This is a genomic window from Mammaliicoccus sp. C-M13, assembly GCF_022386845.1.
GTDB lineage: Bacteria > Bacillota > Bacilli > Staphylococcales > Staphylococcaceae > Mammaliicoccus > Mammaliicoccus lentus.
Genome location: NZ_JAJNHQ010000001.1, coordinates 158,495 through 173,203, shown reverse-complemented (window position 1 = coordinate 173,203; position 14,709 = coordinate 158,495). Strand labels below are relative to the sequence as shown.

The window sequence follows — 14,709 nt, the reverse complement described above, 5'->3', positions numbered from 1 at the left end:
AGTATGAATATGCACTTTTTTCACCTTTCTATGCAATTCAGCATATTTTTAGACGTTATAAAGAAAACGCTTACAATATTTTTAACTTTTTCCCTTTCTTTATAAAGCCTGAAATGAAAGGGTTTAATTATTTTAAATAGTCATTATTGTATGAATATTATCAATATTTATCTTGTATTTTTATTAGCAAACGATTACAATTTAATATGTGCTATTTTTAAGTACAACACAATTTAATATAGTTTATAATGAGGGGAATTAAAAAATGGATAACAAACATTATTCAAAAGAGGAAATCATTCAAAGTACGCCACGTACTGGTTTTTTCGGTCATCCTAAAGGTTTATCAACTTTGTTCCTTACTGAGTTCTGGGAAAGATTCAGTTATTATGGAATGAAAGCCATCCTTGCTTACTACATATACTATTCAGTAGCTAAAGGCGGATTTGGTATAGACCAAGGTTTAGCACTACAAATTGTCTCAATTTACGGAGCACTAGTATACATGAGTGGTGTTATCGGTGGTTGGATCGCTGATAGAATTACAGGTACTCGTCATGCCTTATTCTATGGTGGTATTCTAATCATGATAGGTCACATCTTACTATCATTACCAAATAACTTTACTTTATTACTTGTCGCGCTTTTATTCTTAATCATTGGTACAGGTTTATTAAAACCGAATATTTCATCAACAGTTGGTCTGTTGTATGAGAAAAATGACCCAAGATTGGATTCAGCGTTCACAATTTTCTATATGTCTATTAACTTAGGTGCATTAATTTCACCATTAATCATTGGATGGTTACAAGTAAATGTCGGATTCCACGCAGGCTTTGCAGTGGCAGCTGTAGGTATGTTCGTTGGTTTAGTTATTTACTTTATTACGAATAAAAAATATTTAGGTTTAGCTGGTATTGAAGTACCAGATCCACTTAATAAAGAAGAGAAAGCTAGAATAACTAAAATCGTAGCGATAGTTGTGATTATTGCCGCAATTGTTTGTCTCATTTTAAGTTTATTCGACCAATTAACTTTACCTAACTTTGCAAACTTCATTTCAGTATTAGGTGTATTATTACCTATTTATTACTTTATTAAAATTACAACAAGTAAGAAAACTGAAGACTATGAGCGTTCAAGAGTGTATGCTTATATACCGTTATTTATTGCAGCTGTTGCATTCTGGATGATTCAAGAACAAGGATCTACAGTGTTAGCTCAATTTGCTGATACAAAAACTGAATTAAGCATGGCGAAACTAACTGGTGGTGCTATTGATTTCAATATTCCAGCAGCATGGTTCCAATCACTTAATCCATTTTTCATTATTTTACTTGCACCTGTATTCTCAGTATTATGGGTAAAACTTGGTAAATTTAATCCACCAACTGTTTATAAATTCGCAATTGGTGTCCTATTCGCAGGATTATCATATATTATTATGGTCATCCCATTATCAAGTGATTCTTCAATCATTCACCCAATTTGGTTATTCGGTAGTTTCTTATTAGTTACTATAGGTGAGCTTTGTCTTTCACCTATTGCACTGTCAACTACAACTAAATTGGCACCTAAAGCTTTCACTGCTCAAATGATGAGTGTTTGGTTCTTATCAAACGCGATGGCTCAAGGTATTAACGCGCAAATGGTTAAATTATATACAAGCATAAGTACGAACGATTACTTCCTATACTCTGGTATAGTGGCAATCGTAATTGCAGCATTATTAATGGTTGCAAGTCCTAAAATCAAAACACTTATGGCTGGTGTTAAATAATATAAAGAAGACCGAGACAAATTTATGTTTCGGTCTTCTTTTTATATTATATTTTTTAAATATTCATAATATTAGAACTTATACAAATTTTATTGAATTTTTTATTTTAGAGGTTTAAACTATTCTTTAAACTTACCTAAAAATTGGGGGAGAGTTTAGAAAGGAAGCGATTTTTATGGTCAAAATGACGCGCGAGGAAATGGTTGAAACTGTTCCTCAACATGGATTTTTTGGGCATCCACGCGGCTTAGGCATACTGTTTTTTGTTGAATTTTGGGAACGTTTCAGTTATTACGGTATGCGTGCTATTTTGCTGTACTATTTATACTTCTCCGTAAGTCAAGGCGGACTAGGATTAGATAAAATTACTGCTCAGCAAATTATGGCAATGTACGGCTCACTGATATTTATGACAGGTATTCTAGGTGGTTGGGTTGCAGATAGATTACTTGGTTCGAGAAGATCCTTACTCTTAGGTTCTATATTGATTATGTTCGGTCACGTTGTATTATCTTTACCATTTGGATTGGGCGCATTTTTAATCTCTATGATTCTTATTATTGTCGGGTCAGGCTTAATGAAGCCAAACATTTCTAATGTTGTAGGTGGCCTATATCACAAAAATGATAATAGATTAGATGCGGGATTTGTTATTTTCTATATGTCAGTTAATATGGGGGCTTTATTATCACCTCTTATTATTGACAAAGTACGTTTGAATGTTGGTTTCCACCAAGGTTTCTCTATTGCAGCATTTGGTATGTTCTTAGCTTTAATAGCATACGTACTATTCCAAAGAAAAAGTCTTGGTGAAGTAGAGAACTTCCCTTCAAACCCTTTAAATCATAAAGAAAAAATTAAATACTCTAAAATATTTACATATAGTACGATAGGTATTCTTATATTATTAGGTATTTTATACTTAGTTGATCAACTTACATTTAATTCTATAAGTTTAATTGTCTTAATAGTCGGAATAGTAGTACCATTTATTTACTGGTCTATTATGTACCGAAGTCCAGATATTGATAGTACCGAGAAATCTCGATTGTTAGCTTATGTACCACTATTCTTAGCTTCAGTACTTTTCTGGAGTATACAAGAACAAGGTTCAAACGTTCTAGGTGTATTTGCTCAAGAGAAAACACAATTAGATTTATCTGTGTATGGTATTAACTTCGAAATTCCAGCTGGTTGGTTCCAATCAATCAACCCATTTTTCATCGTAATATTTGCACCAATTATTTCAATGCTATGGCAAAAATTAGGTAAATATAACCCTTCTACACCTCTTAAATTTGTAATTGGTCTTACTTTTGCAGGTGTGTCATTCATTGCGATGATGATTGCGATGTCTATGCAACAAACTGAGTTAATGAATCCTATATGGCTAATTTTAAGTTTCTTCTTATGTGTAATTGGAGAGCTATGTTTATCTCCTACAGGATCAAGTGTTTCTGTGAAACTTGCACCAAGAGCATTCTCTGCACAAATGCTAAGCTTATGGTTCTTAACTAACGCAACTGCACAAGGAATCAACGGACAACTTGTAAAATTAATAAAACCATTAGGACACCAAAATTACTTCGGTCTTATTGGTGCAATCGCAATTGTTGTAGCATTAATTGTGCTTGCTATGACACCAAAAATCAAAAAACTTATGCAAGGTATACATTAAAAGAAGCCCAATCAATAGATTGGGCTTCTTTTATCATTTATATTGAGTTTGTTAGCTTAATTCTTGTGATATTAAATAATGAAATACCACAATTACTTTATAGATTCGGATAAGTTTTTCTGTTTATTGTATTCTCCATTTTCACCTAAGAAGTATTCTTCTACTTCTTTCCAATTGTATACTTTTGGCCACTTATCATAATCAATATTATGTGCTGCTGCATACATAATTGAATGATTATTAAAGCTTTCTAATTGTCTAGGATTGTCATCGATTAAGTAATCTGTATTTACAATTCCTTTATCACCGCAAAATACAAAATGTTGTGGATCAATAAATGGTAAGTGTTCTCTTAACCAAGCATATTTATCAGCAAATGATGTAGGTACGTCCATTGCAGCTGTAACGATAAAAACATCATAATATTCGTTTAATTTTCTTACAACATCTACAGCATCATCAAATACTTCTAAATCTCTGAAAAATCCATCTTCCCTAAGAATATCAGTTAAAATACCTTGGTGTTCAGGCATCATATTTCTAATTTTACTACCTTTTAGTTCTTCCATAGTAACGTTTGAAGAAGTTTCTTGATTATAACGCATTAATAATTTTTTAATTGTATCAACTAACACTTCATCCATATCAATACCGATTGTTTGTTTCGCCATTATACCTTCTCCTTTTATATCTCATGTATACTATTATAACAAAGAACTTATTCACTTTCCTTTTTTATGAATTCACTTTTTCGAAAAAGGTTTCTAATACTTTAATCATTTTATCATTATGCTCACTAAAACCAACTGTAATACGAACCCCATTAGGAAACGGCCTTGTGATAAAACCTTCTTTTAATAATTGATTGTATAGTTCTTGAGGTTTATCTGTGTTTACGAATACAAAGTTTGTTTGACTGTCGTATAAATGTTCTTTAAATGAAGAATTTAAGAATTTTTCAATTTCAGTTCTATTCTTGTTAGTAATATCTTTTAAATATTCTTGATCTTGTAACGCTGCGTTAGCTGCAACTGCGGATAGTGACGTTACATTGAAAGGTAGACGAACAATATCAAGTTGGTTGAGTAATGATTCATCGGCAATCGCATATCCAATTCGTTGTGATGCTAAGCCATATGCTTTAGAAAATGTTCTTAATACAACAACTTGTTTATATTTATCTAATAATTCTAAACTTCTAGGCATATCTTCAGCAACAGCGAACTCTATGTATGCTTCATCAATTAACACGATAATATTATCTGGAACTTTTTTAATAAACGATTCTAGTTCCTCGTGTGGTAAATATGTTCCAGATGGATTGTTAGGATTACAAATCCATATTAATTTCGTCTTATCAGTAATTTCTTCGTACATTGCATCTAAATCAAAATAACCATTATTAAGTGGCGTCGTCTTAACTTGTGCACGTTCAATGACAGCATGATGTTTATATTGTCCAAACGTCATATCACTCGTTAATATTTCATCATCTGCTTCTAATACTGCTCTAGAAATAATCATGATAACTTCATCTAAACCAGATCCAAAAAATATTTGTTCTTTCTTCACGTTTAAAAACTGACTCAAAGTATCTTTTACATCAAATTGTTTCACTTCTGGATAATAAAATAACTCATCTAGACTTTCTTGTATTGCATCTTTAACTTTCGGAGAAGGGCCGTACAAATTTTCATTTGAAGCAAGCTTTACCATATCCCCTTCAATGCCGTACTTTTCTTTTAGTTGCCTTGGTGATAAACCAGGCTGATAAGCCTGTAACTCTTTTAATTGTTGCTTCATATCCTATGACCTCCATATTTAAAAATAAGTGTGACATAGAAATCTATTCGTTCTCATAAAATTTCTATGTGTCACTCCGTTAAAGATAACTAGATTGAAAGGCTTGATACAAGGACATTTTCAAACCAGATATCCATTGCAAATATAACATTTAAGGCTGAGTCATTTGTTTATGTCTCAGCCTCAATTAAATAATATTATAGACCTAACCATTTTCATAAATCAATGGCTTTAGTCAATTAGATTATTCTTCTTTAAATATTCTTCTGCAACTTGATATGCATCTTCATCTTTTACCGTAACACGATAATTCATTTCTTGCATTTCTTCGTCACTAATTTTACCTTTTAATTTGTTCATTGCTTTCACTACATCAGGATGCTTTTCAACAGTTTCTTTTTTCATCATTGGTGCGCCTTGATATGGTGGGAATAACTTTTTGTCATCTTCTAATACAACCATGCCATATTCTTTTAATTCAGCATCTGTTGAATATGCATCTATTAAGTCAATATCATTACTTTCAATCGCTTGATAACGTAATTTAGGTTCCATTGTTTTTACATCATTGAATTTCAAGTTGTATTTATTTTGAATGCCTTTATAACCATCTTCACGGTCGTTAAATTCTAGCGTAAAGCCTGGTCTAATATCATCTTCAACTTTTTTCAAATCAGAAATAGTTTTTAAATTATGTTTTTTAGCATATTCTTCTTTAACTGCTAAAGCATACGTGTTGTTGTATTTCATAGGTTCTAACAATTGCATATCAAATTTCTTTTCTAAACTATCATTTGCTTGATTATATACATCTTTTTCTGTTGTTGATTTAGGTGTTTCTTTAGTTAATTCTCCTAATACAGTACCAGTGAATTCAAGATATCCGTCCACCTCATTAGATTTTAAAGCATTAAATAAGAATGAAGTCTTACCCATTCCAGCCTTCACATTTACCGTATTATCTGTTTCATCTTCAATTAAAATTTTATACATATTTGTGATAACTTCTGGTTCAGAGCCTAATTTACCTGCTAATGTAATTTTTTCACCTTTTTGTCCAAATAAAGGAGCGATAATTGTTATTAAGAAAACAAGTAAAATTGCGCCTAGAATAATAATCGATTTCTTGTATGAAATTTTCTCTAACATTCTTAAGAATACGTCGAAGAATATAGCAAGAATTGCAGCTGGTATCGCACCTAATAATATGAGTGATGAATTATTACGATCAATACCGAGTAAAATTAAATCCCCTAGTCCTCCTGCACCAATTAAAGCTGCTAACGTAGCAGTACCAATAATTAATACCATAGCTGTTCTAATACCAGCCATCATTACTGGCATAGCGAGTGGTAATTCGACTTTAGAAAGTCTTCTACCTGTTTTCATTCCTATACCTCTAGCCGCTTCAATAAGGGAAGGATCTACTTCTTTGATTCCTGTATATGTATTTCTTAAGATTGGTAATAATGCGTAAATAACCAATGCAATTATAGCTGGAATACGACCAATACCAAACAATGGAATCATCAACCCTAGCAAGGCTAGCGAAGGGATTGTTTGGAGAACTGCCGCAATGTTAATTACAACTTCAGCAATTTTATCTGTTTTCGTAAGTAAAATACCTAATGGAACAGCGATAACAACTGCAATAAGTAAAGCAATAAACGATAATTGAATATGTTCCAGTAACGTTTCTAGCAATTGTCCTTTTCTACTAGATAATGTTTCGAATAATACATTCATTATGAAACACCTCTATTCTTATCAGCTAAGTAACTAAAAACATACTGCCTAGTTACAATATGGCTTGGTTCCTCTTCGCCTTTATCCATTACAATTGCTTCATGTTCAGCTAACAATCCATATATATCATCAATGGTTTGTGTTGGTGTTACTTTAGGATAAACATCTATAGAAGTTGGATGAACTTCTGAAATAGGTTGCGCGATATCTCCTAACTGTACTTGTTTTAGTACATGAGCATCCATATTACCAATAAATGATTTAACAAATTCATTTTTAGGATGGTGAATAAAATCTTCTGTTGTGCCAATTTGCTCAACATGTCCCTCATTTAAGAGGCAAATACGGTCTCCCATTTTCATCGCTTCTTCTATATCATGTGTGACAAAGATAATTGTCTTGTTAATTTCAGATTGCAACTTCAGTACATCATCTTGTAAATTTTTACGACTAATTGGATCTAAAGCGCTGAATGGTTCATCCATAAGTACTACCGGCGGATCTGAAGCCAAGGCTCTTATAACACCGATTCTTTGTTGTTGTCCACCTGATAATTCACTAGGGTATCGATCTCTAAATATATCTGGGTCTAACCCTACCATATTCAATAATTCATCAACGCGTTTTGCAATATCTTGTTTTTTCCACTTTTTCATTTCAGGTACTTGTGAAATATTTTCTTTAATCGTCATATGTGGGAATAAAGCAATTTGTTGTAATACATAACCTATATCCCATCTCATTTCAGAAACATCATAATCACTAATTGGTTTATCATTAAAATAAATATATCCATCTGATAAATGAATCAAGCGATTAATCATTTTAAGCGTCGTTGTTTTCCCACACCCCGACGGCCCGATTAATACAAAAAATTCCCCTTTATCTACGTTGAAACTAACGTTATCAACCGCTTTTTTAGTACCATATAATTTTGAAACATTTTTAAATTTAATCATCCCAATATACCCCACATTTCCTTTTATTGTTCAAAATTAGATTTATCTTTATAATCATTTACCCTCAATAAACAATAAAATTCATTGTTTTTTAAATTGGTTGTTTATATTTTTTAATTGTATCAATAAATATTGGACAATAGTGTTTTAATTTATAACTACCTATTCCATCTATCATAATCATTTCTTTTTTAGATTCAGGTAGGCGTTTCGCAAATTGTTCTAAAATTTGGTCAGAAAAGATAGATAACGGGGATACTTCTAACTCTTTACTTAAGTCTTTTCTAACTTCAACTAGACGATTAAATAATGAGCGGTCTACATCTGTTATTGTTTGTATATCTACAATCTCTTTAGGTTTAGATTTAAATGGTGTTGTCATAATTTGTACATTACCTCTTAAAACTTCCATCGCTGATTGGTCAACACTCAATACTTCTTTATATTCATTTAAATATCCTTTAAACCTTAACTCGTCTAATAAATGGTGACATTCGTTTGTAGTATAATCTTTTAGTATTCCATAAGTACTTAGCTCTTCATACCCTAAAGATGTTATCTGAGTTGATTTCTCACCTCTAAGTACTTGTATAATCATATTCCTTTTTTCTTGTTGTTTTAATCTCGCAATGCAACTTAAAATTTTCTGTGCTTCAGTAGTCATATCGTATGATTTTTTAGCTTCTAAACAACTTGAACATCTTCCACACTCTTCAAGTTTTTCATCAGGGTTGAAATAATGAATCATCATCGCTTCAAGGCATTTCGTTGTCTTCGTGTATTGAATCATTTGTCTTAACTTCTCGCCTTGTTTTTCTTTATATTCATCATCCGCTTGGCTAGAAGAAATAAAGAATTTTTGTAAATCAATATCTCTATCAGAGAATAGCAATATACATTCACTGTCTAATTGATCTCGTCCTGCTCTACCTGCTTCTTGATAATAAGACTCGATGTCTTGAGGCATATTATAATGAATCACAAATCTCACATTAGATTTATCTATTCCCATTCCGAAAGCATTGGTAGCGACTGCTAATTTTATATCATCATCTATAAATTTTCTTTGTGCACGTTCTCTTTCTTCTTTCGGCAAACCAGCGTGATACATAACATTTTTTATATCTAAATCGTCAAAAGTCTCACTAAGTTGTTCTACTTGTTTTCTTGTTGAACAATAAATGATGCCTGATTGATTAATATGACTTTTTACATAATCTTTGACGAAGTTCAATCTTTGGTACGTACTATTTACTTTAAATGTTAAATTTTCACGTTTAATAGAAGTTTCAACAATATCTTGTTCTGCTATTCCTAGTTTCTGTGAAATATCTTCTTGTACTTCTTGAGTAGCCGTAGCAGTTAATGCAACTAATCTAAAATGATGTGGTAAACTCATAACATGAGTTATCACTTCTTGATAACTCGGCCTAAAATCATGTCCCCATTTAGATATACAATGGGCTTCATCAAATGCTATAAGTTGAATATTACATTTATTTATTAATTGTACAAATTGTGGTTGATTAAAGCGCTCTGGTGCAATATATAGGAATTTAACTTGTCCTGAAACAAGTTCTCTTTCTACTCTATTCTTCTCTTTATTTGTTAATGTACTATTTAAAAATTCAGCTTTAATCCCCATAGACCTTAAGCTGTCAACTTGGTCTTTCATTAAGGAGATTAAAGGACTGATGACAATTGTTACGCCATCTAAATAAAGTCCTGGTACTTGATAACAAATTGATTTACCTCCGCCAGTCGGCATAACACCTAATGTTGGTCGATGATCAATCACTTTATCAATAATTTCTTTCTGTCCATCTCTAAATTGTTGATACCCAAAGTATTCTTTTAAAATATTTTGCATCTATATTACACCTCTATATGCTTATAATCTGTCTGATAAGGATGACCAACGCATATAATCCTCTTCATATTGCGTTTCAATCGATGTCTTTTCTTGAGTCAATTCGTTTAATTTCTCATAGTTTGTAGCGTTATCTATCATTTCTTGTTCTATTTCTTCTAATCTTGTTTCGATATATTCTATATTATTTTCTAATTCTTCTAGTTCTCTTTTCTCTTTGAATGATAACCTTGCGTTCGCTTTTGGTTTCTCTTCTTGTTTAACTTCAGCTTTATGTTGTTGATTAGCTTTTTTATCTAATTCACGTTTATAAGCTAAATAATCTTCAAAAGTGCCTAACAATGGTTCTACTTGTTTATCATGTATATACCAATATTTATTAGCCACTTTATTTAAGAAGTATCTATCGTGACTAACTGTAATTACAGTTCCGCCAAATTCTGTAATATACGCTTCTAAAATTGTAAGTGTTTCTGTATCTAAATCATTAGTCGGTTCATCTAGTATAAGAACATTTGGTTCATGGACTAATAATTTTAATAAATATAAACGTTTTTGCTCTCCACCTGAAAGTTTATTAATTTGAGTACCATGTGTTTGACTAGGGAATAAGAAACGTTCTAGTAACTGCGTAACAGATACTACAGTACCATCTTTTTCTTTTGCCACTTCACTTTCTGCTCTTAAGTAATCAATCATTCTTTCATCAGAACTCAAACTATCATCTTGTTGTTTGAAATAAGCAATTTTAACAGTTTGACCAGTAATTAAGTTGCCTTGATATGACTGATCTAAACCACTAATAATGTTAAGCAAAGTCGTTTTACCCACTCCATTTTCACCGACAATACCTATTCGGTCTCCTTTTTGTATGATTGTAGTGAAGTTTTCAAATAGTGTTTTATCACCTATAGATTTTGTAATGTCTTCTAGCTCAAATACTTGTTTCCCTAATCGAGAATGAGCTAAGTTAAGACTTGCTTCACCTTGAGTTTTCTTATTAGATAAATCTTCTTCTAGAGTATTAAATCTTTGTATTCTCGCTTGTTGTTTAGTAGATCTTGCTTTAGCGCCTTGTCTCATCCAATGTAATTCTTGTCTATATAGCGCTTTTTTCTTTGTATGTTGTTGAGCTTCTATTTCTTCTTTTTCTGCTCTTGCTTGAATATATGCTTCATAATTACCAGGATAACTTGTCAGTTTTCCATTAGACAACTCAACGATACGTGAAGCAACTTGATTTAAGAAGTGACGATCATGCGTAACGAACATAATGGTATGTGGGTATTGTTTAATATAATTTACAAGCCATTCTATACCTTCTATATCTAAATGGTTTGTTGGTTCATCTAATAAAAGCAAATCAGGTTTACGTATTAATTCTTTAGCTAATGCTACACGTTTCTTCTGACCACCACTTAATTCAGATATTTTTTTGTGGTAGTCATTTATACCTAATTTTGATAAAATTGTTTTGACCTCTGCACTGTAATCCCAGGCGTTCAATCTATCCATATGAGATTGATATTCCATCATTAAATCAAGGTCTTTAGATTCACCAGTTTGTTGATATTTATTCAATGCATTTTCATAATTTGCTATAACCTTCGTCATCTCTGTTTCATTATTTAGTACTTCATCTATTACAGATAAAGTTCCATTTAATTCAGGTTTTTGGCTAGCATATGCAATTTGATATTGATTAGGGTAAGATGTCTTTGCATCATAATCATCATCTATATTCGCGATGACCTTTAGCAAAGTACTCTTACCAGTTCCGTTAATGCCAACAAGTCCTATTCGTTCTTTATAAGAAATGGATAAATCCAAATCATTAAATATAACTTTATCACCATATTGTTTATTAAGGTGTTCAATTTTATATGCTTCCATGTTTTAACATCCTTTAGTTTTCTCAGTTTTCAATTAATATATTATACACTCTTTTTACAATAAAAGATACGAAGGAGCACAAACAATGCAAGAGTTTTTTACAACGCTTCCACCATATTTACAAGCATTATTAGCAGGTATTATCACTTGGCTACTTACAGCTTTTGGATCGTCATTTGTTTATTTATTTAAGAACATAGATACAAAAGTTATAAATACAATGCAAGGGTTTGCAGCAGGTGTGATGATAGCTGCTAGTTTTTGGTCTTTATTACAACCTTCTATAGATCAAAGTTCAGATTCAGCCATGCCTTGGTTACCAGCTGCAATTGGTTTCTTACTAGGTGGGGTTTTCATTAGATTATTAGACTTTGTCATTCCACATGCGCACCAAAATGCACCTGATAAAAGCCAAAGAGTTGAAGGACCAGACACTAAACTTGGAAAGAATACATTATTATTCTTAGCCATCACTCTACACAATATTCCTGAAGGTATGGCAATAGGTGTAGCTTTTGGAGGTGTTGCTACAGGTAATGAAGGTGCTACTTTATTAGGTGCACTTGGTTTAGCGATTGGTATTGGTATACAAAACATACCTGAAGGCGCAGCATTATCTATGCCTATACGTGCCTCTGGTCTTTCAAGGTGGAAAGCATTTAACTATGGACAAGCTTCAGCGCTAGTTGAACCAGTATTTGCAATGTTAGGCGCATTATTAGTAGTTCTTGCCACGCCTATATTACCGTATGCATTAGCTTTTGCAGCAGGTGCGATGATATTTGTTGTCGTTGAAGAATTAATACCAGAATCACAATCAGGAAATAATACAGATTTAGCAACATTAGGATTAATGGGTGGATTTACGATTATGATGATATTAGATGTTGCATTAGGATAAACAGCAAATTGAACAATAAAAATAAGCATATCACTTTTCAACTAATATATTAGTTAAGTGATATGCTTATTTATTTTAAATTAAGACTTATGTCTCAAACTATTTTTCTTATTCTTCTTGATAGCCATTGCCAGATTTATATTCATAGCTTGATGGTTTTATTTTCTTGAAGTCTGGATTGTCATAAAATCTGAATAAGTCACCATGTAATAACTGATCTGACAATTCAAGTTCTTTTTCTACTTTATTTTTATTTTCTTGTAAGTCTTGCGGTTTAGTCTTCATCGGTTTGTTAGTCTTATTATCATAAACTGCGCTACCTATTGATTTATACTCAGGTGTAATGAAGTCACCATTTCTAAATGCTACTGTTTCATCGTGACCTTTTGATAATAAGTCTGTACCAAACATGATGTAGTTACTAGCGTCAATGCCTAATACATCTAGTAATGTAGGCATAACGTCTACTTGACCACCATAAGTTTCATCAACTCCACCTTCTAATCCAGGAACTTTCATAAAGAACGGTGTTCTATTTAAGTCCATAAATTTAGCAGGTGTAATCTCATCTTCACCTAATAGGTTTGCCATGGCTTTGTTATGGTTCTCAGAGATACCATAATGGTCACCGTAAATCATTATAACAGAGTCATCATAAAGACCTTCTTTTTTAAGTTGATTCACAAATTCTTCTAACGACTCATCTAAATAACGCGCTGTTTGAACGTAACCATCAAGCGTCGCACTACCTGTGTTTGGTTTTTCAATTGTTGCATCTTCTTTACTTAATGTAAATGGATAATGGTTAGTTAACGTAATTAAATGAGAGTAGAATGGTTCTTTCTGCTCTTTAAGATGTGCAATCGACTCGTCGAAGAACACTTTATCTTTAAGACCTAAGTTTTCTTGATTCTCTTGTTTCATGTCGTAATACGTTGCATCATAAAACTTATCAACACCAAAATGTTTATACACTTGATCTCTATTCCAGAATGTTTTGTAGTCACCGTGCATCACAGATGTTTCATAACCTTGTTTCTGGTTTAAAATCGCTGGTAGAGATTGATAAGTGTTATCTCCTTTTAATGAGAAAGCTGAACCTTGCGGAAGCCCGTAAATACTATTATCCATCGTTAACTCTGAATCGGCAGTCTTACCTTGTCCAGTTTGATGGAAAAAGTTTGGATAATATTTATATCCTTTATCACCTTTAGCAAGTGAGTTCAAGAATGGTGTAACTTCTTCCCCATTAACTTTAAAATCAATTAAGAATGATTGGAAACTTTCTAAATGAATTTTAATGACGTTTTTATCTTTGGCTATACCAAATGTTTCTTTACTAGGTTTTTGATATTTTTGCTTAGCATAATTTTTAACTTCAGTTAGATCATCTTCACTAGCTAACGCTTTTTGAGAGTTATTTTGAACTGTTTTAACACCATCATATACTGTGAAATTATATGGACCTAAATATTTAACTAAATATTTATGATCGAATGTTCTAGTAAGTAATTCTGGTCTATCAGCTTCAGCAAAAGCCAAATTTAAAAATGCTAATGCTACCGCAACGCCCATTACTACTGGAACGAACTTCTTAGGGAATGCTTTTGTATTAAGCCACTTGCTCTTAAATACAAGAACAAATAAGAATATAATCGTATCAGTGAAGTAAATAAAGTCGTACCATGAGAATGAACTATATACAGCACCAGACATAGATTCAACGTTACTTACTTGGTTCAATGTACTAAATGTTAAAAAGTCAGAGAAGAATCTAAAGTACACAACATTCGCATATAACAGGAATGTTAGTATAAATCCTCCTATGAAAATAAACCAATAAGATTTACGCCCTTTAAAGAATAAAAACACACTTAATATTAATGCAACTAAGCTATATGGGTTCATTAATAGTATTAAATTTTGTACTAGTCCCTTTACCCCAAGTGACAAGTCCACATAATAGGCAAAATAAGTCTTCAACGCAATCGCTAAAACGGTTAGCAAGAAGAACGTAAAGACGCCTATCTTCCTATTTTTTGATTTCATACCTTTCCTCCGTATCTCAACTCACATCAA

At 32.1% G+C, this 14,709-nt stretch carries 10 protein-coding genes; 3 read left to right on the top strand and 7 right to left on the bottom strand.

Translation table 11 applies throughout. From position 1 onward, the window contains the following. Positions 1 to 265: 265 nt before the first annotated feature. Together LQ615_RS00860 and LQ615_RS00855 are read left to right on the top strand one after the other, a co-directional pair. A complete protein-coding gene (locus LQ615_RS00860; protein ID WP_017000369.1) occupies positions 266 to 1,780 on the top strand; it encodes a peptide MFS transporter in 1,515 nt (504 codons plus the stop codon). A 175-nt stretch (positions 1,781 to 1,955) separates the two neighbouring features. Then, entirely contained in the window at positions 1,956 to 3,458 is a 1,503-nt protein-coding gene (locus LQ615_RS00855) for a peptide MFS transporter (protein ID WP_017000370.1), read from the top strand. A gap of 92 nt (positions 3,459 to 3,550) precedes the next feature. On the opposite strand, the gene LQ615_RS00850 is transcribed toward LQ615_RS00855, so the two are convergent. The 6 genes from LQ615_RS00850 to LQ615_RS00825 form a co-directional block, all read right to left on the bottom strand. Beyond that, positions 3,551 to 4,129: a 5' nucleotidase, NT5C type gene (locus tag LQ615_RS00850; RefSeq protein WP_017000371.1), complete on the bottom strand. Its 579-nt coding sequence runs from the start codon at positions 4,127 to 4,129 to the stop codon at positions 3,551 to 3,553. 64 nt (positions 4,130 to 4,193) lie between these two features. Further along, complete coding sequence (hisC, locus tag LQ615_RS00845; RefSeq protein ID WP_135021991.1) at positions 4,194 to 5,261, bottom strand: histidinol-phosphate transaminase; 1,068 nt, start codon at positions 5,259 to 5,261, stop codon at positions 4,194 to 4,196. Between the two features lie 231 nt (positions 5,262 to 5,492). Further along, the gene (locus LQ615_RS00840) at positions 5,493 to 7,007 is read right to left on the bottom strand and encodes an ABC transporter permease/substrate-binding protein (protein ID WP_064204696.1); all 1,515 of its coding nucleotides are present in this window, start codon (positions 7,005 to 7,007) and stop codon (positions 5,493 to 5,495) included. Further along, the gene (locus LQ615_RS00835; protein ID WP_239703968.1) at positions 7,007 to 7,966 is read right to left on the bottom strand and encodes an ABC transporter ATP-binding protein; all 960 of its coding nucleotides are present in this window, start codon (positions 7,964 to 7,966) and stop codon (positions 7,007 to 7,009) included. The genes LQ615_RS00840 and LQ615_RS00835 overlap by 1 nt, the downstream gene beginning before the upstream one ends. Positions 7,967 to 8,057: 91 nt before the next feature. Then, entirely contained in the window at positions 8,058 to 9,836 is a 1,779-nt protein-coding gene (recQ, locus tag LQ615_RS00830) for a DNA helicase RecQ (protein WP_017000374.1), read from the bottom strand. A 21-nt stretch (positions 9,837 to 9,857) separates the two neighbouring features. Further along, positions 9,858 to 11,729 (bottom strand): ABC-F family ATP-binding cassette domain-containing protein, encoded by a 1,872-nt coding sequence (locus LQ615_RS00825; RefSeq protein ID WP_103268629.1) that lies wholly within the window; start codon positions 11,727 to 11,729, stop codon positions 9,858 to 9,860. An 85-nt stretch (positions 11,730 to 11,814) separates the two neighbouring features. On the opposite strand from LQ615_RS00825, the gene LQ615_RS00820 reads away from it, so the two are divergent. Next, positions 11,815 to 12,630 (top strand): ZIP family metal transporter, encoded by an 816-nt coding sequence (locus LQ615_RS00820; RefSeq protein WP_017000376.1) that lies wholly within the window; start codon positions 11,815 to 11,817, stop codon positions 12,628 to 12,630. 108 nt (positions 12,631 to 12,738) lie between these two features. Here LQ615_RS00820 and ltaS read toward each other — a convergent pair whose 3' ends face one another. Beyond that, on the bottom strand, positions 12,739 to 14,679 hold the full coding sequence (gene ltaS, locus LQ615_RS00815; RefSeq protein ID WP_017000377.1) for a polyglycerol-phosphate lipoteichoic acid synthase LtaS: 1,941 nt from the start codon (positions 14,677 to 14,679) through the stop codon (positions 12,739 to 12,741). Positions 14,680 to 14,709 lie beyond the last annotated feature (30 nt).

What these genes read in the sequence shown, in the direction of transcription:
- LQ615_RS00855 (WP_017000370.1), top strand. Translation starts at nt 1,956, where the DNA reads ATGGTCAAAATGACGCGCGAGGAAATGGTTGAAACTGTTCCTCAACAT.
- LQ615_RS00825 (WP_103268629.1), bottom strand. Translation starts at nt 11,729, where the DNA reads ATGGAAGCATATAAAATTGAACACCTTAATAAACAATATGGTGATAAA.
- LQ615_RS00840 (WP_064204696.1), bottom strand. Translation starts at nt 7,007, where the DNA reads ATGAATGTATTATTCGAAACATTATCTAGTAGAAAAGGACAATTGCTA.
- ltaS (WP_017000377.1), bottom strand. Translation starts at nt 14,679, where the DNA reads ATGAAATCAAAAAATAGGAAGATAGGCGTCTTTACGTTCTTCTTGCTA.
- hisC (WP_135021991.1), bottom strand. Translation starts at nt 5,261, where the DNA reads ATGAAGCAACAATTAAAAGAGTTACAGGCTTATCAGCCTGGTTTATCA.
- LQ615_RS00835 (WP_239703968.1), bottom strand. Translation starts at nt 7,966, where the DNA reads ATGATTAAATTTAAAAATGTTTCAAAATTATATGGTACTAAAAAAGCG.
- recQ (WP_017000374.1), bottom strand. Translation starts at nt 9,836, where the DNA reads ATGCAAAATATTTTAAAAGAATACTTTGGGTATCAACAATTTAGAGAT.
- LQ615_RS00860 (WP_017000369.1), top strand. Translation starts at nt 266, where the DNA reads ATGGATAACAAACATTATTCAAAAGAGGAAATCATTCAAAGTACGCCA.
- LQ615_RS00820 (WP_017000376.1), top strand. Translation starts at nt 11,815, where the DNA reads ATGCAAGAGTTTTTTACAACGCTTCCACCATATTTACAAGCATTATTA.
- LQ615_RS00850 (WP_017000371.1), bottom strand. Translation starts at nt 4,129, where the DNA reads ATGGCGAAACAAACAATCGGTATTGATATGGATGAAGTGTTAGTTGAT.